This window comes from Adlercreutzia equolifaciens (assembly GCF_029076695.1).
GTDB lineage: Bacteria > Actinomycetota > Coriobacteriia > Coriobacteriales > Eggerthellaceae > Adlercreutzia > Adlercreutzia equolifaciens_A.
This window is the reverse complement of sequence record NZ_JARFIK010000002.1, coordinates 520,805-540,804: the sequence shown is the minus strand read 5'-3', so window position 1 is coordinate 540,804 and position 20,000 is coordinate 520,805. Positions and strand designations below refer to the sequence as shown.

Below are 20,000 nucleotides of genomic sequence, written 5' to 3'. Positions count from 1 at the left end.
GGTCATGATACCATCGCGCGGGCCGGCCCCGTGGGAGGGGTCGGGACCGGCCGGCGATTACCTAGGACAGGTAGTAGATGTTGGGACCGGTGCCCTCTTCGGGCAGCAGCGTGAAGTTCTCGCGCTCGGCCAGAAGCTTTGACACCTCGGAGTTCGGATCGTCCAAATCGCCGAAGAAGCGGGCGCGGCCCGGGCAGCCCTCGACGCAGGCCGGGTCCTTGCCCTCGGCCACGCGGAAATAGCACAGGTTGCACTTCTCCACGGTGTTGCCGCGGTGCTCTTGGGCCAGCTGGTTGCCCACGGGGAAGTCCACGTAGTACTGGGGCTCGGCATCAAGCAAGGTGCGCACGCCCTCATAGGGGCAGGCTTGCACGCAGCTCTGGCAGCCGATGCACTCATCGGTGGTCTGCATGACGATGCCCGTCTCGGTATCCTTGTAGGTAGAGCCCGTGGGGCACACCTCCACACAAGCCGGGTTGTCGCAGTGGTTGCACTGCACGGGTGTGAAGGACATCTGGCAGTTGCCGTAGGTACCGGATGGGGTGTTCGGCTGGTCGCCGCCCACGGTCAGGGTGCGATTCCAAAACACATCATTGGGAATATTGTGCTCCAGCTTGCAGGCCACGCCGCAGGACCAGCAGCCGATGCAGCGCTTCGTATCGACGACGATTGCGTAATGTGCCATGATTTACTCCTCCACCGTTCCGTCCCAAGGCTCCACGGCCACGCGGTTGTCGAAGAACGAGCAGTTCACCGCGTAGGGATCGACGTAGTCGGTCGTGATGGCGCCCATGGAGCCGGACTTGCTCTCGTTTTCAGCGTACCCCTTGAAGTAGCAGGTCATACCCGGTCGCATACCCACATGGTAGGCGGCCTTCATAACGCAGTGACCCAGCCAGTTGTGCACCTTGATGTCCTGGCCGTCCTCGATGCCGTACTTCTTGGCATCGTCGGGGTTGATGAACAGCATGGGCTCGGGTGCCACTTCCTTGGCCCAGCTGCCCATGAACTGGGTCATGTGCACGCGGGTGGGGTTGCGCCACGAGATGCACACGAGCGGGTAGTCCTTCGCATACTCGGAGTTCTCGCCGGCAATCTTGTTCTCGAAGTAAGTGGGCATCTTCTCGCGATCGAAGGCGGACTCCACGTCGAAATTCGAGGGCGTACGGGGCATCGGAGTATCCACGTAGAAGTACAGGCGGCCGGTGGTGGTGATGAAGTTATTCAGGCCCTTGTTGCCGATGTAGGGCTGTTCCTTCACGTAGCGCATCTCCTTGTTCTGGCGCAGCGTCTCCAGCGTGATGCCGCACTCCACGGCTGCCGGCACGTCGTCGAAGGTGCCCTTCCACCAGTCCTCGTCGGTGACGTCGCACACGGCGTCCTCAACACCCAGGTAGGGTGCCAGGAAGCGGGCGATCTCGGCGTCGGGCTTCGCCTCGTACATGGGGTCGATGCACTTCTCGGACAGGCGCACATTGTGCTCATGGGACAGCGGCACCACGTCCTCGAACTCGTACATGTCGCAGGCGGGCAGCACAATATCGGCCATCTTGCAGGTGTCGGTCATCCACGGGTCGATGACGACTACCTGCTCCAGCTTGCGCAGGAACTCGTCCTTCACGCGGTTGGAGTTCACCGAGCCGCCGATCATGCCGCCATGGGAGATGATGATGTCCTTCACCGGGTAGTCCTCGCCCATGAGCTTGCCGGAGCTCATCACGTCGCAGGCCGCCAGGAAGGTCACCGACGACACCATCTTACCGTTGGAGGGCGCGCACAGGGCATGGCCGAAGAAGTTGCCGTACATGGCGTCGAAGCCGCCGACGGAACGGCCGGGCTCGCCGAAGTTGCCCGTCATGGCAATGAGAGCCGACATGGCGTAGGCCTGATGCAGGCCGTTCTCATAGGCACCGCCGCCGAAGTTGATGTAGTGGGCAATCTTGTTGGCCGGCTGCAGCATGTCATAGAGGAAGTTGAAGTCCTCCTCGGAGATGCCGGTCACCTGCATCACGTAGTCCAGGGTGTAGGACTGCACGTGCTCCTTGAACATATCCCAAGCGGTCACGTACTTGTCGTCACCGGAGGACCAGGCGGGGTTCGTGGATTCCTGGTAGGACACAGGCTTCTTCTGATCGGCGTCCCACACCAGGTTCGGCTTGATCATCTGCGGCTCGCCTGTTACCCAGAACGGCGCGCCCTCCACCTCGGTGTCGCCGGTCAGGTAGGTGCCGTCGGCCTTGTTGATGAGGAAGGGAGCGCAGGTGTGGTTCAACACGAAGTCGGCGTTGTAGGTCTCCTCGTCCATGAACTTCTTGATGAGACCGAGGAACAGCGCCGGGTCGGTGCCAGGCTTCACGGGAATCCACTTATCGGCCTTGGCCACGGTGGGGCTGAACAGCGGGTCGACGCACACCAGCTTGGTGCCGGCCTCCTGGGCGTTGGCGATGTGCTGCCACATCTGAATCTGGGCGCCCACAGGATTCGCGCCGCACAGGAAGATGTAGTCGGAATTCACGAAGTCCTGGGGCTCGGACTGGTCGAACCACTGGATGCCCGCACGGGTCAGGCCCGTGTTGGTGGCGTTGTCGAAGGAGTAGTCCCACTTCGTGCAACCCGTGGCGTTGAACAGGCGCATGATAAGGCCCGCATTGCCGTTGAGCGAGCCCTGGGCACCGCCGCCGCCCTGATAGTAGGTATTGGCCAGATCGCCGTACTTCTCGGCCGTACGCTTCCACTGCTCGCCGATGAGCTCGCCGGCCTCTTCCCAGGTGATGCGCTCCCACTCGTCCTTGCCGCGCATCTCGCCGTTGGGGTTGTCCAGGCTGTAGCCGGCGCGTTTCATGGGATACTGCACACGAGAGGGCGAATAGGCGCGCAGAATGCGCGAACGGCCCTTCAGGCAGGTACGATAGGTGTAGTCGGGCTTCGGCAGCATATGGCTCACGTTGCCGTTGCGCGTGTAGATGTTGTACTGGCAGAACGAGCAGCTCCACGAGCAGGTGCAGAAGAATTCCTGTTCATCAACGAGCGACGTGTTGGCCAGCTCGGTGTCTACCTCCAGATTGGCATTCTCGGTGTTCTGGGCGCACGAGCTCAGCGAAAACGCCGCCGCGGTGCCAGCGGCCACAGCGCCGGCCTTGAGGAAATTGCGACGGGTAAGACTCTCTCCCATAACTCCCCCTTCAAATCTCTCCCCCGCACGTTGCGGGACTCCTGATAACGTTGTTCCGGAACGTTACCGAGAAGTATAGAGGGCGAAAAAAGACCGTGCACGACAGAGTGTCAATTGGCAAAACTATTTTCATTTACGATGGAGTTATAACAGTCACATACGGTATCCTGAAGCAGTTTTCCCTGATGAGTTAGGGTGTAACGGCGGTAGCGGCCATCCTGCTCTCCCCCACGGTCCATCGGCTGCATCATATGGGCTACCGCCAATGCCTTGAGGGCCGTCGATGTGCTCGACTGCCGAAGGCCCGCGGCTCGGGACAGCTCGCCGACCGTGGCACCACCTTGCGGAGATGCCGCCGCAACACGGCACGCCGCAGGAGAGATCCCCGTCTGCCGCGCCGTGCGCGCCAAGACGCTCTGAAGCGCCAGCGCCTCGTCCAAGCCGTGGGGCAGCAGGGATTTTCGCAGCTCGAAGAGAATGGCGTGGGCCTGCACCTCCAAGCGGAAGAGATTGCGCCGCAAGTCCGTCGGATCGATGGACGTCCTCACGAGACCCACCGCCCCCAAACGCTCCACGAGCCTGCTCACTGTAGGCGCAGACAAGCCCAGGGCTTCGCCGATGGCGCGATTGCCAAGACCCTCGCGCACGCTCAGCAGCTGCAGCACAGCCATATGGGAGGGCGTAAAACCAGTCGGCGCCACCAAGCGCTCCGTCTCAGACAGAGCCTCGATGGCGCCGATCAAGGTATTCTCGGTATGCAGCGGCCGCGGCAAAAGCTACGCCTGAGCGTAGTAGTCCAAACTGCGCTTCAGATGACTGACGAAACGCTCGCCCATGACGGTGAGCTCGCGGTTGTCGGCGGTCACGTAGCCCAAGTGCAGCTGCACGGAGGTCTTCAGCGGAATGGTGGTCAGCGCACTGCCGTCGGTAATGCCCACCAGAATGCCGCTCGTGATGGTGTAGCCGTTGATAGCCATGATGAGCTCGGTGAGCGAAGCGCGGTCGGTGCAGGCCACCTTCTTGGCACGCGGCACCTCGGCCAGGGCCTCCTCGTAGAAGGCGATGGGGGCGTCTTCTCCCTGAGCGAAGTACACATAGGGGTAGTCGGCCAGCTGCTCGATGGCCAGGGACTTGGCATTCACCAGCGGATGGCTGGCCGGCAGGGCCACCAGGGGCGCCGAGACAGCCAGTTCGTGGAAGCTCAGGCCGGCCTCGGCCAGCGCGGCGTTCAGCGCATCGGCCGTGGCCGACGTCTGCATGATGACGCCCAACTCGGACGTGCCGGACACCACGTCGTCGATGACGCCCTGGGTGGTGCGGTCAAGCAGGCCGTAGGAATAAGCGTCGCCGCCGGCAGCAAGCACGGTATGGGCGAAGGACTGCACGTCGAACAGGTAGTGCTGTCCGGAAATGGCGAAGTCGTAAGCGGTCATAAAGGCATCCCTTTCGAAATGGTCGATACGTTATCTTAGCACGAGCAATAGGTCAGCGGAGCAACGTCGCGAAGCGACGGTCCCGCCATGAGACAAGTCAGACGGTCGGCCGTCTCAGAGACAGGCAACCTGCCGACTTGTCTCATTTCGCTTTCCTACTTCGCGCTGTCGCGCTCGTCGATGAAGCGGCTGGCCTTGTGCTCGGAGGAGGTGCCCAGCTTGCCAGCGTCGAACACCAGCACCTTGGCCGGCTTCACGCCGGTGTGGGCCTTCAGGGCTGCCGACACGCGGGCCGCCACGGCGTCGAAGGGCTCGTCGGAACCCTGGGCGCGCTCGACGGACACCTCGTAGCGCGTGGAGAAGTTCTCGTCGTACACGCGGATGAGGTACTCACCCGTCAGACCCTTCTCGGCGCGCACCACGTACTCCACGTCGGAGGGGAACACGTTCACGGCGCCCACGATGAACATCTCGTCCTTGCGGCCGGTAATGTGAATGCGGCCCAGGGTACGGCCGCAGGAGCACTTCTCGGTGGAGAAGTAACCAATGTCGCCCGTGCGGAAGCGGATCATGGGCCGGGCCTTCTTCATAAGCGTGGTGTAAACCAGCTCGCCCACCTGGCCAGGCTCGAGCACCTCGCCCGTGGCCGGATCGACGGTTTCCACGAGGATCTGGTCCTCCACGATGTGCAGGCCGTCCTTCGCCTCGCACATGGCCGCGCAGGCGCCGTAGATGTCGGACAGGCCGAAGAAGTCGACCACCTTCGCGTCCCACAGGTCCTCGATGGCCTCACGAGTGGACTGGATGGAACCGCCCGGCTCGCCGGCCACAATGATGGTGTGGATGGAGAAGTCGGTGCGCGGGTCGAGGCCCTTCTCCTTGATCTTCTCGCCCAGGGTCCACGCATAGGACGGCGACGTCCAGATGATGGTGGGCTGGTACTGCTGCAGTACGAAGATGAGGCGGTCGGAGGGCACGGCACCCACCCAGATGGCCAGCGCGCCCAGACGCTGGGCGCCGATGACGTCGGGGCCGCCCACGTACAGAGCGAAGTTCAGACCGTGCACGTAGCGGTCGGTGGGACGCATGCCGGCCTGCCAGAACAGACGGGCCTCAGTGTCCTGCCACAAGTCGAAGTCCTCCTGGGTAAACGGCGACACCGTAGGCACGCCGGTGGAACCGGAGGAGGTGGCCATGAAAATGACGTCTTCCTCGGGCACCGAGCACATCTCGCCGAAGAACGAGCCCACGTGCTGGGTCTCGCGCTCGGTCTTCTTGTCGATGAAGGGGAACTTCTGCAGATCCTCGAGCGTCTTGATGTCCTCGGGCTTCACGCCGGCCTCATCGAAGGAGCGCTTGTAGTACACCGTGTTGTCGTAGGCGTACTGGACCATCTCCTGCAGGCGCTCGAGCTGCATAGCCTCAAGCTCGGGGCGCGGCATGCACTCGATTTCCGGATCGTAGTACTTCTGGTCGTAGGGGATGTTCTTCTTCGCCATCACTGCTCCTTCGTGTCTCTCGGGCGCCCCGCTGGGCAAGCGCCGGCGCCACGGCGCGCGAACCCACGGCGCCGTTTATTTCACGATGAAGTATGAAACCAGAAACACCCGATCAGAGCAAGGGAAAACGGCATACGGAAACAAGCCCGCCCGCCATCGCGCAAACCGATGGCGGTAAAAGCAGCCCCGATCCGCCGCGCGGACAGCCCCCCAGCAATGCCTTAACGGTCACGCGCCTGACGCTCTTTTTCCACCAAGTCGATAAGCTCTTGCTGAGAATGCACGAGCAGTTTGCGGTAAATATTACCCATGTGGGTCTTTACCGTTTCTTCAGAAAGATCCAGTTCTTGACTGATATAGCGCTTGTTGCGCCCTCGCGCCAAATACTCGGTAATCTCATGCTCCCGCGCGGTGAGCTGGTAGTCGCTGGCAATTTTCGCGAAGAGTGCGCGATCCCCCTCCTCCCCGCGTTGATCGGGCCGCATGGCGCCCCAACCCGACACAGGATTGTCGTTGCTCAGCAAGAGCAGCGCCGCAACCGGCAGAAGGAAGGTCATAACCCCGGAGAGCCCCATCGCGGTCATCGGCAAAAGCGAAAGCGCGCCCGCGATCTCCACAAGAAGCACCCCCACCAGCTGCCCTCCCACCATGCAGAGCGTGGTGAGCGCCACAATCCATACAGGCGAACATTTCAAGCAGTTGCTGAAATAGGAGCAGATGCACGTCATCAGCACATAGACATAGCAGTGGGCCAGACCGAAAAGAAACTCTGACACTCCGACGTTACCCGGCAGGCACACGTGCCCCAGAAAGCCAAGCGCCATAAGAGGAAAGCCTATCTGATAGAGCAGGTGGTTAAAGTCCATGCTCAGAAGCCCCGCCGTGGCCAAGAGGACCAGCGCCCCTAGGGCAAAAGCCGTCGCGGTCAAAAACGACCCCTGCATCCCCGAAGAAGCACTGGGGTCCAAGGCTGACATGATCCCGAGCGCTGCGCCCTGCACGAAACAGGTGACCAAAAGCTTGATCGGTTTTCGCATTGCGGTGTCCTGACCCCAGGAAAACAATCGCTTGCGAGGAAACTGAGATCGCGCGCGGGAAAGGAACACCAGAGCCCCCACTGCCGCCCCGACAAGCACCGCACCTTGCCCAGCGAAAGGAAGTAGAGAAACCAGTCCGAGCCCTAGCGCTGCGAGAAGTAAGCTTCCCACGCCCAAGAAAAGCGCGAAGCGGGGACCGAGCTGAGAGAAAAGACGGCTCATCTCAATGATATAGAGAGCAGCCGCCGCACCCATAGCTATCGAGCCCGCAAGGGCAAGTGTCCAAGAGAGCACAGGGAAGAGGACCAAGCTCGGTGCCAAGCAAAAGCACACCGTTCCCCCCGCAAGCGCGGTCCCGACAAAAACGAGGTAAAACCGTCGTTCGGCGGCTGACGAGAGGAGCACCTCCCAACGTTGGGCCAAACCATAGGTTACAAGGCTTGTCCCCAAAAGACAGATCTCGGGCACGCCCGTCACCAGAACACCGGCTTTATCCAACCCCGAAAAAGGACTTTGGAAAAAGAACAGCTGCCATACCCAGTAGCAGACCAGCGCGGCAAAAACCTGCTTCTGGGACCGCGCAGTCTCTACGACGTCCCAGCAAACCCGTCTCCCCCTGTCAAGGCTAGCCGACCATGCCCCCAAGGCTGCACTTTTCACGTTCCTCCCCCTTCCCTCTTACAAAAAGCATCGTTGATGTGGCCAAAGATTGCATCCCCCCAGAAGGGCTAATTCGAGAAAACAGAGTATTTGGCGGTCTTCGGGTGTTTCCTCGGGGCTCCGATCCGCGTTGAATAGGTTGCGTTACGCCAGTATGGCACCAATCACGTTCAATCGGGAAGGGGATCGACATGACTCACCATGCAATGGGACGACGTTCGTTTCTGAAAGGAGCGCTGGCTTCAGGAGCACTTGTGGCTGGAGGCGCCTTAGTTGGATGCGCTCCGCAGGCACAGGACACGTCTTCCGCCGCGGAAGCTACCGAAGGCACCTCTGCGCCCCAGGGGGCGCAGACAGCTGAAACCTGTCAAAAGGAATGGGCCTTCGAGATTGCCCCCGACCCTATTCCAGAGAGCGACATCGCAGAAACCATCGAAGCAGAAATCGTGGTGGTAGGCGCTGGAACATCGGGCTTGGTAACCGCAGCATCGGCCGCCGAAGAGGGTGCGAACGTGGTGGTTGTTTCCGCCTCCACCAAACCTGTCGCCCGCGGCGGCTCCAACAATGCCGTCTTCTGCAAGGCTATGCAGCAGGAGGGATTCGAGCGCTTGACTCCCTTCATGTTCCAGAAAGAGATCTTCTACGCGGGGAATCAAGTCGACGAGCGCAAGTGGTACAAACACTATAACCATAGCGAAACGGCCATGAACTGGGTGATCGACCTCATGGAGGACGCCGGCTACAAGGTGAAGGTGGAGAAAGGAACGCCGGGCAGCCCCACAAGCCTGTACTACGAAACCTGCTCGGTGGGTTGGGAATACGGCGACGGCATGGAACCCGACCCCGAGATCCCTTCGGGCACGGGCATGATGCAGCCGCTCCTCGTGGGCGAGCTGGCGCGCCATCTGACGGAGGACCTGGGCGCCCGTATCGAGTTCAACAACAAGGCCGAGCAACTTGTTCGCGACGACAACAACACCGGCCGCGTAAGCGCCGTCATCTGCTCTCGCGAGGACGGAACCTACGCCAAGTATGTTGCCTCCAAGGCCGTTGTGCTGGCCACAGGCGACTTCTCGGCCAACCGCGACATGATGTACCGCTACGCGCCTAACTATGCCCCCTATATTGCCGACGAAGTCTACGACGGGGAGACCAACTACGATGCCGGCTTCCAGTACGGCGGTCTTTTCAAGGGCGACGGCCAGCGCATGGGCCTCTGGGTGGGCGCCGGGTGGCAAAAAGTGTTCCCCAATTGCGTCATGGGCGGTTTCTTCGGCCCGGGACCGCGAAACCTGTACAGCAACTTCCTCGGTCTGCTCGTCAACATGAACGGTGAGCGCTTCATGAACGAGAACTGCCTCTCCCCCTGCGCGGGCATGAACAACTACGGCCAGCCGGGCAAAACCGTCTTCGCCCTCTGGGGAGCAGATTACGCCAAAGATGAGACCGTCTCGGGCAGCTGGAACAACGACTCCATGCATGAGGGCGACAAGGACGCCATCGCCAGGGCCGTCGTCGAGTCCTGGGATGCCGACGTTGAAGCCGGCGCGATGGTGAAAGCCGATACCCTCGAAGGGGTGATCGAGCAGCTCGGTCTTCCCGCAGAGACCATTGACACCGTCAATCACTACAATGAACTGTGCCTGGCCGGAGAGGACACAGACTTCCACAAAGACCCCGCATGCCTGCACCCCTTCGGAGACGGGCCTTACTATGGCCAATCAAGCGGCGGCATGCTTATCTTCCTTACCGTCCTAGGAGGCCTTGCCACCGACGCCCATATGCGCGTATGCGACAAGGAAGACAAGCCCATTCCCGGGCTGTACAACGTAGGCACCATGGTGGGCGACATGTTCGCCACAAATTACACCTTCATGGTTGAAGGAGCCAACTACGGCGCCAACTGCATTACCTTCGGCTACCTGACCGGCAAGCATATCGCTGCCAACGAATAGGCACCGGGAAGGTTCGGCCTTCTGCGCTCATCGGGTGTGCGGAAACTCCCTCCCTGCTCCGCGCACCCGACGCGCTCGGTGCTGCCAGCAGTCCCTGCCGCCAGCACGTAGTCTCTTTTGCTAGCTGATTGTCCCTTGAGCAGCCAGTACCGCCTGGCTCATCTGGTAAGACAGGATGACGACAAAGGCCAGCACAATGGTGACAATTACCTTCACCGGCGTTTTCCACGTGCAGGCGCTGCGCCACATGAGCACCAAGCCCACCGGCCAAATGACCACTAGGAAGAAGATGATCCAGAAGGTTTGGTTGTACCACTTCGGACCCTCGTCGTCGTGAGTGGCAATTTGATTGGCGTTCTCGCGCGTACGCCCTTGACCGCGATGGCTCCAGTCGCCATAACTGCGTCCGTTTTCGTCTTTGAAGATGCCCATAGGGGTGTGCCTCCTTGCACAGCAGGCTTTCGCAGAAACCGCTGCTCGTCTTTAGAAAGATGATCTTCTTGCTTTTGTTTGGCATTCTAGCACGACCTTGCACGACCCCCTGAAGGACCCCAGGCCTGTAACGCATACGTCACGGGAGCCTCCACGTCCCGCGAGATTCCAAGAGCGGCCGGTTTGGCACCCCCTCGGCTGCGACGGGACGACATAGTCGACTCTCGTCTTCGTCCTCGTCCCTCTCCCCGTTCGGTCCCCTTGCTAAATGTAGGAGCTTTGGTTCCCGAAGCTGGCAGAATCACTGCAAAGGTTCCAGGATCGGCTGGTTTGGTACCCTCGAGGCTGCCAAAAGAAGGCGGTCTGGTACCGCGCTTTGACGTTTTCCCAGCTCGGAACAATCAATCTCAAGATTCAGGGGAACCAAAGCAGCCGTTTTTGGCAACTTGGCTTCAGTTCGCGTCAGAATCCAGGAGTTTGGTCCCCTCCCCCTACAATGGAAGGCGCCGGCGCGCCATCACCGCGGCCCAGCGCCACACATCAACCAAAACGGAGGGACACCATGAATCGGTTCGCAGAAGAAGACACGCGCATCACCCTGGAGCATGCGCATCAAGACCAGCGGGCCGAGGCCATTCCCGTCAGCGATTGGGCCATCATCCCCGATCACTGGTATACCGCCTACGTGCTTTTCAATCTGGAGGCGGCTTTTGACGAAGGCCACGCCATTTTAGCCCTGGGCCCCGTGGGCGGCCCGCTGGAAACCTACTCGTTCTATCGTCAGGGCAACGCCGTGAAAGCGCCGGCCCTTATGGCGCAGCTGGAAAAGCCCGTGCCGTTCTCCGCCATCCAGAAGGCCTCGGGCTGGATTCAGCACGGACAGCCGGGCAACTACTGGAACGAGCACGTGGACGCGGCGTTGGCCCTGGCCATGCCCCAAGGCACCTACGAGCCCATCCGCGCCTTTGCCGACGCCAAGGCAAAGCAGCCGGGCACCTACGATCTTTTCACCTACAACTGCCTGCACTTCGTTGAAGATGCCCTGGCCGCAGGTGACGTGCATATCGACACCCACAGCGGTCGCGCACTGCACACCATCATCCCCAAGGACGCCTTCAAAGACGCGCGCACGGTCAGCGGCGATCACGCCCAGCGCTACCAAACTTGGAAGTATTGGTTCCCCTTGGCCCCCGAGCCCAAAAACGGCCTGCGCTCCATTCCCGACGCTCTGTAGGTCACAGCGCCACTTATCCCCATAAGAAAAGGCGGTTTCGCAGCCGTCGCCGCGAAACCGCCCCAAAGCAATCAGCGGATTAACGCTTCCCTACCCCAGCTTCTTCGCCAGAAGTTCGTTGATGATCTTGGGATTGCCCTGGCCGCGCATGGCCTTCATGCACTGGCCCACGAAGAAACCGATGAGCTTGTCGTTGCCGTCGCGGTAGCGGGCTACCTCGTCGGGGTTGGCGGCGATAACTTGATCCACCACGGCCTCAATGGCGCCGGTGTCGGACACCTGCTTCATGCCGCGATCCTCCACAATGGCGTCGGGATCCTTGTCCTCGTCCATGATGGCGGCGAATACCTCCTTCGCCTGCTTCGACGAAATGGTATCGGCGGTAAGCAGCTTCACCAGAGCCAGCGCGCGGGCGGCCGTCAGCGGCGTGTCAGACAGCGCGTCGCCCTCGTGGGCGTTCAGATAGGCCGTCACGTCGTTGATGATGAGGTTGGCCAACGGCTTGGCGAACTTCGACCCGTCGGCCTCGGCGGCGGCCAAAGCCATGCACTCGTCGAAGAAGTCGGCCGTGGCACGGTGGTCCACCAAGTGACGTGCGTCGTAGGCCGAAAGCCCGAAATCGGCGCTGTAGCGGGCCGCCTTCTGATCGGGCAGCTCGGGCAGCTTGGCGCGCACGCCTTCGATGAACTCGTCGGACAGATCGTAGGGCGCCAGGTCGGGCTCGGGGAACAGACGGTAGTCGTCGGCCGTCTCCTTCACGCGCATGACGATAGTGCGCTTGGCCGACGGATCCCAGTGACGGGTTTCCTGATAGATGGTACCGCCCTCTTCCAGCACCTCGGCCTGACGGCAGATCTCGTAGGCCAGACCGTCGTGGAGGTTCTTGAAGGAGTTCATGTTCTTGAGCTCGGTCTTCGTGCCCAGGCCCGTGGAACCGCGACGACGCAGCGACACGTTGCCATCGCAGCGCAAGGAGCCCTCCTCCATGGAGCAGTCGGAAATGCCGATGGCCAGGTAGATCTGGCGCAGCTTCTGCATGAACAGGCGCGCCTCCTCCGGCGTGCGCAGATCCGGCTCGGTGACCAGCTCGATCAGCGGCGTACCGGCGCGGTTGTAGTCCACCAGGGACTGGGTGGCGCCAGCAATGCGCCCCTCGCCGCCGCCCAGATGGATCATCTTGCCCGCATCCTCTTCCATGTGGATGCGCGTAATGCCCACATGGGCTACGTAACCGTCCTCGGTACGGGTGATGTTGCCGTCTGTATCGCCGGGCTTGAGCGCATCCAGGCGGTAGCGCTCGTTGGCCCCGCGGCCGTCAACGTCCAGGTCCAGATGGCCGCGCATGCAGAAGGCGATGGGACCCTGAGTGGTTTGGAAGTTCTTCGCCATATCGGGATACATGTAGTTCTTGCGGTAGAACATGGAGTGCTTCTCGATATCGCAGTTGGTGGCCAGGCCGGCCAGCACAATGGACTCGATGGCCGCGCGGTTGGGCACGGGCAGCGCGCCGGGCAGCCCCAGGCACACCGGGCAGGTGTGGGTGTTCGGATCGGCGCCGAACTCCAGCTTGCAGCCGCAGAACATCTTGGTTTCCAGGGTGGTCAGCTCCGCGTGGATTTCCAGGCCGATGACGGCCTCCCAGGTTTCGAATACTTCTTCCAGCGTTTTCATTTAGGCACCCGCCTTTCCGTCGGCGAAGCCAGGGGCAACGGGCGCCGCGCCGTACACGGTCTCCAGAGCCGCGGCCGCACGCAGCATGTTCTTGTCCTTGAACGCCGGGGCGATAAGCTGCACGCCCACCGGCAGCCCCGTGTCGGCCCCCAGGCCCACGGGCAGCGACATGCCGCCATTACCCGCAATGTTGATGGAGATGGTGAACATGTCCGACAGGTACATTTCCGTGGGGTCGCCGATCTCGCCGAACTTGAAGGCGGTGCGCGGCGCCACGGGCGTCAGGATGCAGTCCACCGACTCGAAGGCGCGCGTGTAATCCTGGGTGATGAGGGTGCGCACCTGCTGAGCCGGGTAGTAGTACTTGTCGTACACGCCCGCAGACAGCAGATAGCTGCCCAGCATGATGCGGCGGCGCGCCTCGGGACCGAAGCCCTCGTGGCGGCTGGCCTCGTACTGGCTGCCCAGATCCTTGTGGCCCGGATCGCAATAGCCGTAGCGCACGGAATCGAAGCGGGCCAGGTTGCTGAAGGCCTCGCAGGGGCCCAGCACGTAGTAGGCGCTCATGGCTGCCTGGGCGTGGGGCAGCTCCACTTCCACAATTTCGGCTCCCAGCTTGCGCAGCTGGTCGGCGGCCTCGGCCACCTTGGCCTTCACCTCGGCGGTCAGACCTTCGGCTTCCATGAATGCCGGCACAATGCCGATCTTCATGCCAGCCGCGCCCTCGGCCAGGTTAGCGGTGAAGTCCACATCGCAGGGCTGGCTCGTGCAGTCCAGCTCGTCGCGGCCGGACAGCGCATTCAACGTGAGCGCCGCATCCTCCACCGTACGGGCGAAAGGACCCACCTGGTCCAGCGAGCTGCCGAAAGCCACCACGCCGTAGCGAGACACCACGCCGTAGGTGGGCTTCACGGCCACCAAACCGCAGAAGCTGCCGGGCTGGCGAATGGAGCCGCCGGTGTCGGAGCCTAGAGTAACGGGCACGAGACCCGCTGCCACGGCCGCCGCGGAACCGCCCGAAGAGCCGCCGGGCACGCGCTCCACGTCCCACGGATTGCGGGTGGGGCCGAAGGCGCTCGTCTCGGTGGAGCTGCCGAAGGCGAACTCGTCCATGTTCAGCTTGCCGATGGGCAAAGCGCCGGCGCGCAGGGTGTTCTCCACGCAGGTGGCGGTATAGGGCGACACGTAGTTGCGCAGCATGTTCGACGAGCACGTGGTGTGGGTGCCCGTGAGGTTCATGTTGTCCTTGTAGCCCACCGGAATGCCAGCAAGCGGGCCCATCTCGGTCAAACGATCCTCGGCAATGGCCTTGTCGATGCGAGCCGCCGCATCCAAGGCCAGCTCCTGGGTGGTTTCCAGAAACGAGTGCACCGTCTCATCAGCCGTGGCAATGCGCTCGAAGGTGCCGCGGGCCACATCGACCGCCGAGAACTCCTTGGCCGCCAGGCCGCTCTGGATCTCGCGGATGCTCATTTCTCCGAAGGTGCGTGCCATTAGCGGTCACCCCCCTCGCCCAGGATGGACGGGATGAGGAAGCTGCCGTCCTCTTGCTTGGGGGCGTTCTCCAGCGCTACTTCCTGGGTGAAGCTGCCGCGAATCTTGTCCTCGCGCATGACGTTGGACAAGTCGCCGATGGGATGGAAGGTGGGCTCGACGCCGTCGAGGTCGAACTCGGTGATGGGCGCCAGACTGTCGATAATGGCGTTGAGGTCGGCGGTCATGGTGACCACTTCCTCGGCCGTGAGACCTATGCGCGTGTACTCGGCAATGCCGCGCACATCGGCCTCGGAAAGATGCTGCGTCATGGAAACGGGCTCCTTCTCTCGGGACGTTTCAACCGCGGCGCTGAAGCCGCCAAGCTGAACCGTTCCGCTGTCGGAAAGTTAACCGTTCCATGATAGCAAAAGCCAACCCGATCGGCGTCGCCGTCGCCTGCGGAAGCGAGGTTTTAACACGGGACGAGCAGCGGCTCCCCCGCGCCGTCGACCACAGGCCGGAAGCGCAGCGCGTCCGCGGCTCCCGCCACGAAAAAGGGCCACACCGAAGTGCGGCCCTTCAAGCATTGGCGCGAACGGCGGTTACTCAAAGCGAGCAATAAAGTTCTCAACCGCCTCGCAGGTCTCATCGGGATGGGTGATAGAGCAAATATGGGGGGCGCCCTGGATGAGCGTCCACTCGCACCCGGGAATCAGATCGACGCCCTCCTTGATAACCCAGGGCGTACCCTCGTCATCAGTGCCCGAAAGCGCCATGCAGGGCACTTTGATCTCCTTGACGCCCTCGCGGATGTCCCAATCGCGCATCTTGCCCGTTACCACGAATTCGGACGCGCCCTGCATGATCATGTAGCACTCGCCGACCCCGCTGAACGAATCAATCAGATGCTGGGGGTAGTCCTTCTCGTACATGCCGCACACGTGGCGCTTGTAGTACTCGTCGAACGCAGCCTTGGCCTGCACGGTCTCGTAGTTGCCCGTCCGCTCCGCCTCGGCCAGCGCGTTTTGCATCTCAAGCGGCAGGAACGTGATCAGGTGGTTGGCAGCGTCGAGCCATGACTGAATAAGCACCGGAGAGGAGTTGATAACGAAGGAGTTCACGCCCTTGTCGTCCTTCATCATGCAGAGCATGCCCAGCATGCCGCCCCAGGAGTTGCCGAACAGATGGAAGTCGTCGAGGCCCAACGCCTCGCAAACCGCGTAGTACTCGTTGATCCACAGATCATAGGTGTAAAAGTCCTCGCCCATGTTCTCTACCATGGACTTGCCGCAGCCGATCTGATCGTAGAAAATCACCTGGCGATCGTACTTATCGGCGATACGAGCAAGATCGAGCAGGTAGTTATGGCAATCGCCGGGACCGCCATGAAGCACGAGCAGCGGCTTTTTGCCGTTGTCCTTGCGTTCGCCGACAATTTTCACATAGGTCTTGTGGCCGTTATAGTCCACATAGCGCTCCTCAATAGGGGCGTTGATTACCAGTTCCTCAGCCATGTTCAACCTTTCTCTCGGAGATCCTCGTCATGGGAGACCCACTGCGACCTCCCACGGTATCCACCTGCCGTCGCGCAGGGACTAGCCCATGCCGATGTTGAAATCGCCGGGGCCAATCTCCTTCCCCTGCTCGGTGATCTCTTCGTCGACGTCGATATCCACCGGATCGACCAGCGTGCCCTTCTTGTCCTTGACCACGGCAATGATGTAGCCAATGATACCGACAATGATCATCAGACCGCCGATGAATGTGTTGATGAAGGGGTCCTCGTAGCCCGTCAGCAGGTTGAAGTTGCTCAACACCAGGAACAGCACGTAGGCCATGCCGATAAACGCCAGGATGGGCGCAATGGTGGTCTGGAACACATTGTGGCCAAAGCCGGCGTCGTTATTGTGCTTGCGCATGAACACGATCACGGCCACGGACACGATAAGCTCGATCATCATGATGCCGACGATGGCAATCGAGGAGCAGATAGCGCCCACCTCGGAATACGGGTCAAGACCGCACAATGCCATCACGAAGGAAATGCCCAAGCCGAGCACCATGTTCACACAGCACGCCACGAAGGGGGACTTCGCCTTGTTCGTCTTCTCCATGGCCTTCGGCAACAGGTTGGCGCGACTGAACGAGAACAGATAGCGGGAGGCCATGCCGTGGGCCGCCATCCAAGAGGCGAAGTTGGAGATGAGCAAGAACCAGTTGAAAAGGTGGCCAATGATGTCGCCGCAGTACATGACCGCCACGTCATGGTACATGGAGTCGTAGGCGGTCTGGGAAACCGTCACCACGTCGGTGCCCATGGCATTGTAGGCCGCCGTGATCGACCAGGCGCTCAGCGAGTACACCAAGCCGATGACAATGACGGCGGCGAAGGTGGCACGGGGGATGATCTTGCGAGGATTGCGCGTTTCCTCGCCAAAGATAGCCGTGGCCTCGAAGCCGATAAAGCACAGGAACGCAAAGCATACGCCCAGGCCGATGCCGCCCGGCACGCCGCCGTTGAACAGCATGTCGATGGAGAACACGTCGAGGGGGTAGGCACCCGGACCGTCCTGTACCAGCACCGAGATGTCGACAATAGCCAGAATGGCCACCTCGCACACAAGGCACACCATGAGGAACTTGGTGCCGCCCTCAATGCCGAAGTACGAGAACGTGAGGATAATAGCCGCGAACACCAGTGAGATGACCCACCAGGGAATGGAAATTCCCAGCTCCATCTCGATAATGGAGGACGCGAACGTGCCGCCGGCCGAAACCAGATAGACCGACAGCAGGTTATAAGCCGCCACAGCCACGAAGCCAGCGGCCGTGCCGAACCGTTTTCCCAAGCCCATGGAAATATAGGCGTAGAAAGCGCCAGCATTGGTGATGTGGGTCGACATTGCCGTAAATCCCACGCTGAACAGAAGCAGCAGGACGGCGATGATGACGAAGTCGAAAGCCGCAGCCGAGCCGTTGCCCAACATGAAGATCAGCGGGGTGTTGGTTGCGGAGGCGCCCAGGGGCGCCGCCGCGGCGATAACCAGAAACACCAGCGCGATGCCGCCAATGGCGCCCCGCTTCAGTTGGTTATCGCCAGAATTGTTTCCAGCCATAAAGTTGTCCTTCCTTCTCTTTCCCCCGCTCAATGATCAGAATCATCAGGAGTCTTTGATCACTGAGCGCATCTCCCACGTTTCGGAAGATACGCGCATAGTACTACTTATTGACACTCTGCGAGTGAAAAATGAGTTGGAAGCATATATTTATCTAGCCAAGAGAACAATCTGGGGACGGAAGACAGCGCAGCGCGGGGCGGCATCGGTCGCCGAGCTCCTGCGACCGCCGCTCCACCAGAGGCGCCCCCCTAGGCCACTCCCCGCCTCTGCGCCGCCTCGTCGAGTCCCTTCTGCGTTATGCGCTCTCCAGCGGGCACGTAGACCGCCAGACAGGGAAAGCTGGGCTTAGCGGACAGGAGGGCGCCCGGCGCCAGATCGAACGACTCCTCCAAATGTGTCAGCACCGCGCGCACGTTAGCCTTGCTCATGCCGGCGCGGCGCAGAGGCGAGACGACGGCCGCCTCGTCCAGGGCCGCAAAGCCCGGGCGCCGCTCGGGATCGTCGGTGGCATTGGTGCCGTCAACCAGCACAGTAAAGCCGTCAGCTGTCGCCGCCTTACGAATCGCACGGAAGATGAAGGCCTTGCACAAGCGACAGCGGTCGGGCGGATTCGCGCAAATGGTCTCTTCGGCTAGCACATCGGCCTCGATTACCGTAAGCGGCACCCCCAGCGCGTCCGCAACGCGCCGGGCATCTTCCAGCTCGAATGTCGGCTGGAAGGCCGTCTTCACCAGGTAAGCGTGCACCTCGTTGCCGGCCAGCTTCGCGGCCGCCAGCAGCAGCGACGAGTCGCAGCCTCCGGAAAAAGCCACGGCGAAACGAGGCTCGCGGGACAGGAACACTTCAAGCGGCTCCACCGCCGAGCGCTGCCCCGGCCCAACGATATCGGTATCCGGGGCAAGACGATTCTCGAAATCGGTCATCGCAGCGTAATGCCCTCGGGCAGTTCGATGTCGCGCCAGTCCTCGCGCTCCTCGTCGGGTTCTTCCTCGGCCACCTCAACCACTTCCTCGACCTTGGGCTGACCGAAGGCGTCATCGAAGGCGTCAAACTGGGCGCGGGGCACGGCAAACACCACGCGTGGCACCGCACCCGGGTGCTCGGCGAACCACGCCTGGAACAACGCGATGACCTGATCGGGCTCGTAACCGTTGCGCCCGCAGCCGAACGCGCCCACCACCAGGGTTTCCACCTCGTTGGCCGCAGCAATGCGCAGCAGCGTCTCGATGCGGTCGCGCAGGGCGCGCTCCACCTCGGCCTCGGGACGATGGTTTTCCAGCGCGAAAGCCCGCACGGGCTCGGCCACGGCAATGACGCCGGCGCGGCGCACGTCGCCCGAGCGCGAGAACAGCACCTCGGGCAGCCACAGCGCGCGATCGGTAAACAGCGAGCCGCGACGATAGTCCTTGTTCTTGCGATGGTACTCGTCGGCGACGCCTTGGAGCACCGGATACAGGTTGCTCTCGGAGCACAGAATTTGCTCGGGGCCAAAGGCGCCATCCTCGTAGGCGCCACCAGGGCGCGTAAAGTTGGCCGGGTCTACCACCGCGCACTTTCCCTTGCCGTCGCGATAGAGCGCCTCAGGGGCAAAAGAGGTGACCACTAGGGTTTCCGTAGCCTCGGCCACAGGCTCAGGCAGGGGCAGCTCGCGGCCCTCCCCTTCCTCGTAGATAACCGCATGCTCGACGGTTTCCGCCGTCTCGGCGGCAAAGGCGGCCTTCATCAGGCCGTTGTGACGCACCGCTTCGGCGCGGCGCTGCTCGCGCTGCTCCTCGCGGCTCGGGCGTCGCTCTTCGCGACCCCCGCGCCCACCGCGGCCCTCGCGACCGCCTCTCTGATCACGTCCGTCGCGACCAGTGCCGCGCTCCTCGTAATTCGCCATAAAAGCCTCCTTCGGCACGTAGTTTCCGCCGCTATCTTAATCTACTCCCCCAGCAGGCGCAACGCCGCGCAGCGACCCAAAAGCACCCCTGCTACGCAGCACGCAAGACTTGCCGCGGCATAGGCACCGCCGAGCGCCCATGCGCCGCGCTCGAAAAGCTGAAGCGTCTCCAGGGAAAAGGTGGAGAACGTGGTAAACCCGCCACAGACACCGGTCTTCAAAAACAGCACCATCTCCGAGGAGAGGGCGCCGGGGCGCGCCTCCACCGCCCCCACTATGAACCCGATGGCAAACGAGCCCACCAAGTTCACGGCAAACGTGGCCACGGGGAACGTCCCCTCACCCACCGGCAACGCCAGGCCTACCAGGTAGCGCAGCACTGCGCCAACGAATCCACCCAGGCCAACCCAAAGCACACCCACGGCAGATC

17 protein-coding genes are annotated in these 20,000 nt (G+C 61.7%); 2 read left to right on the top strand and 15 right to left on the bottom strand.

Going from position 1 to position 20,000, the window contains the following annotated elements:
• Positions 1 to 61: 61 nt before the first annotated feature.
• From PZH32_RS08050 to PZH32_RS08025, 6 genes are all read right to left on the bottom strand, one after another.
• Positions 62 to 685, bottom strand: coding sequence for a 4Fe-4S dicluster domain-containing protein (locus PZH32_RS08050; protein WP_275207432.1), 624 nt, complete (start codon positions 683 to 685; stop codon positions 62 to 64).
• A 3-nt stretch (positions 686 to 688) separates the two neighbouring features.
• Positions 689 to 3,172 carry a molybdopterin-containing oxidoreductase family protein gene (locus PZH32_RS08045; protein ID WP_275207431.1) on the bottom strand — a complete coding sequence of 828 codons (2,484 nt, stop codon included), beginning with the start codon at positions 3,170 to 3,172 and terminating at the stop codon, positions 689 to 691.
• Between the two features lie 110 nt (positions 3,173 to 3,282).
• Positions 3,283 to 3,945 carry a MarR family winged helix-turn-helix transcriptional regulator gene (locus PZH32_RS08040; RefSeq protein ID WP_275207430.1) on the bottom strand — a complete coding sequence of 221 codons (663 nt, stop codon included), beginning with the start codon at positions 3,943 to 3,945 and terminating at the stop codon, positions 3,283 to 3,285.
• Between the two features lie 3 nt (positions 3,946 to 3,948).
• On the bottom strand, positions 3,949 to 4,605 hold the full coding sequence (locus PZH32_RS08035) for a LysR substrate-binding domain-containing protein (RefSeq protein WP_275207429.1): 657 nt from the start codon (positions 4,603 to 4,605) through the stop codon (positions 3,949 to 3,951).
• Positions 4,606 to 4,760: 155 nt separating this feature from the next.
• A complete protein-coding gene (locus PZH32_RS08030; protein ID WP_275207428.1) occupies positions 4,761 to 6,104 on the bottom strand; it encodes a phenylacetate--CoA ligase family protein in 1,344 nt (447 codons plus the stop codon).
• A 221-nt stretch (positions 6,105 to 6,325) separates the two neighbouring features.
• Positions 6,326 to 7,801, bottom strand: coding sequence for a response regulator transcription factor (locus PZH32_RS08025; protein ID WP_275207427.1), 1,476 nt, complete (start codon positions 7,799 to 7,801; stop codon positions 6,326 to 6,328).
• Between the two features lie 191 nt (positions 7,802 to 7,992).
• Here PZH32_RS08025 and PZH32_RS08020 point away from each other — a divergent pair, with 191 nt between their 5' ends.
• Positions 7,993 to 9,756, top strand: a complete 1,764-nt coding sequence (locus tag PZH32_RS08020) for an FAD-binding protein (RefSeq protein WP_275207426.1) — start codon at positions 7,993 to 7,995, stop codon at positions 9,754 to 9,756.
• Between the two features lie 120 nt (positions 9,757 to 9,876).
• Here PZH32_RS08020 and PZH32_RS08015 read toward each other — a convergent pair whose 3' ends face one another.
• Positions 9,877 to 10,188, bottom strand: coding sequence for a holotricin-3 (locus PZH32_RS08015; protein ID WP_275207425.1), 312 nt, complete (start codon positions 10,186 to 10,188; stop codon positions 9,877 to 9,879).
• A 562-nt stretch (positions 10,189 to 10,750) separates the two neighbouring features.
• On the opposite strand from PZH32_RS08015, the gene PZH32_RS08010 reads away from it, so the two are divergent.
• The gene (locus tag PZH32_RS08010) at positions 10,751 to 11,422 is read left to right on the top strand and encodes a hypothetical protein (protein WP_275207424.1); all 672 of its coding nucleotides are present in this window, start codon (positions 10,751 to 10,753) and stop codon (positions 11,420 to 11,422) included.
• A gap of 90 nt (positions 11,423 to 11,512) precedes the next feature.
• Here PZH32_RS08010 and gatB read toward each other — a convergent pair whose 3' ends face one another.
• The 8 genes from gatB to crcB all read right to left on the bottom strand — a co-directional run bounded on the left by gatB (position 11,513) and on the right by crcB (position 19,992).
• On the bottom strand, positions 11,513 to 13,093 hold the full coding sequence (gene gatB / locus PZH32_RS08005) for an Asp-tRNA(Asn)/Glu-tRNA(Gln) amidotransferase subunit GatB (RefSeq protein ID WP_275207423.1): 1,581 nt from the start codon (positions 13,091 to 13,093) through the stop codon (positions 11,513 to 11,515).
• The gene (gatA, locus tag PZH32_RS08000; protein ID WP_275207422.1) at positions 13,094 to 14,587 is read right to left on the bottom strand and encodes an Asp-tRNA(Asn)/Glu-tRNA(Gln) amidotransferase subunit GatA; all 1,494 of its coding nucleotides are present in this window, start codon (positions 14,585 to 14,587) and stop codon (positions 13,094 to 13,096) included. It abuts the gene before it with no gap.
• Positions 14,587 to 14,898 carry an Asp-tRNA(Asn)/Glu-tRNA(Gln) amidotransferase subunit GatC gene (gene gatC, locus PZH32_RS07995; protein ID WP_275207421.1) on the bottom strand — a complete coding sequence of 104 codons (312 nt, stop codon included), beginning with the start codon at positions 14,896 to 14,898 and terminating at the stop codon, positions 14,587 to 14,589. The genes gatA and gatC overlap by 1 nt, the downstream gene beginning before the upstream one ends.
• Before the next feature lie 273 nt (positions 14,899 to 15,171).
• Positions 15,172 to 16,083, bottom strand: a complete 912-nt coding sequence (locus PZH32_RS07990) for a proline iminopeptidase-family hydrolase (protein ID WP_275207420.1) — start codon at positions 16,081 to 16,083, stop codon at positions 15,172 to 15,174.
• 81 nt (positions 16,084 to 16,164) lie between these two features.
• Positions 16,165 to 17,685: an APC family permease gene (locus PZH32_RS07985; RefSeq protein ID WP_275207419.1), complete on the bottom strand. Its 1,521-nt coding sequence runs from the start codon at positions 17,683 to 17,685 to the stop codon at positions 16,165 to 16,167.
• Positions 17,686 to 17,936: 251 nt separating this feature from the next.
• On the bottom strand, positions 17,937 to 18,611 hold the full coding sequence (locus tag PZH32_RS07980) for a 7-cyano-7-deazaguanine synthase (RefSeq protein ID WP_275207418.1): 675 nt from the start codon (positions 18,609 to 18,611) through the stop codon (positions 17,937 to 17,939).
• Positions 18,608 to 19,360, bottom strand: coding sequence for a TIGR02452 family protein (locus PZH32_RS07975; RefSeq protein ID WP_343074530.1), 753 nt, complete (start codon positions 19,358 to 19,360; stop codon positions 18,608 to 18,610). The genes PZH32_RS07980 and PZH32_RS07975 overlap by 4 nt, the downstream gene beginning before the upstream one ends.
• 251 nt (positions 19,361 to 19,611) lie before the next feature.
• Positions 19,612 to 19,992: a fluoride efflux transporter CrcB gene (crcB, locus tag PZH32_RS07970; protein WP_275207415.1), complete on the bottom strand. Its 381-nt coding sequence runs from the start codon at positions 19,990 to 19,992 to the stop codon at positions 19,612 to 19,614.
• Between the last annotated feature and the right edge of the window lie 8 nt (positions 19,993 to 20,000).

What these genes read in the sequence shown, in the direction of transcription:
- PZH32_RS08050 (WP_275207432.1), bottom strand. Translation starts at nt 685, where the DNA reads ATGGCACATTACGCAATCGTCGTCGATACGAAGCGCTGCATCGGCTGC.
- PZH32_RS08045 (WP_275207431.1), bottom strand. Translation starts at nt 3,172, where the DNA reads ATGGGAGAGAGTCTTACCCGTCGCAATTTCCTCAAGGCCGGCGCTGTG.
- PZH32_RS08035 (WP_275207429.1), bottom strand. Translation starts at nt 4,605, where the DNA reads ATGACCGCTTACGACTTCGCCATTTCCGGACAGCACTACCTGTTCGAC.
- PZH32_RS08030 (WP_275207428.1), bottom strand. Translation starts at nt 6,104, where the DNA reads ATGGCGAAGAAGAACATCCCCTACGACCAGAAGTACTACGATCCGGAA.
- PZH32_RS08020 (WP_275207426.1), top strand. Translation starts at nt 7,993, where the DNA reads ATGACTCACCATGCAATGGGACGACGTTCGTTTCTGAAAGGAGCGCTG.
- PZH32_RS08015 (WP_275207425.1), bottom strand. Translation starts at nt 10,188, where the DNA reads ATGGGCATCTTCAAAGACGAAAACGGACGCAGTTATGGCGACTGGAGC.
- PZH32_RS08010 (WP_275207424.1), top strand. Translation starts at nt 10,751, where the DNA reads ATGAATCGGTTCGCAGAAGAAGACACGCGCATCACCCTGGAGCATGCG.
- gatB (WP_275207423.1), bottom strand. Translation starts at nt 13,093, where the DNA reads ATGAAAACGCTGGAAGAAGTATTCGAAACCTGGGAGGCCGTCATCGGC.
- gatA (WP_275207422.1), bottom strand. Translation starts at nt 14,587, where the DNA reads ATGGCACGCACCTTCGGAGAAATGAGCATCCGCGAGATCCAGAGCGGC.
- gatC (WP_275207421.1), bottom strand. Translation starts at nt 14,898, where the DNA reads ATGACGCAGCATCTTTCCGAGGCCGATGTGCGCGGCATTGCCGAGTAC.
- PZH32_RS07990 (WP_275207420.1), bottom strand. Translation starts at nt 16,083, where the DNA reads ATGGCTGAGGAACTGGTAATCAACGCCCCTATTGAGGAGCGCTATGTG.
- PZH32_RS07985 (WP_275207419.1), bottom strand. Translation starts at nt 17,685, where the DNA reads ATGGCTGGAAACAATTCTGGCGATAACCAACTGAAGCGGGGCGCCATT.
- PZH32_RS07980 (WP_275207418.1), bottom strand. Translation starts at nt 18,611, where the DNA reads ATGACCGATTTCGAGAATCGTCTTGCCCCGGATACCGATATCGTTGGG.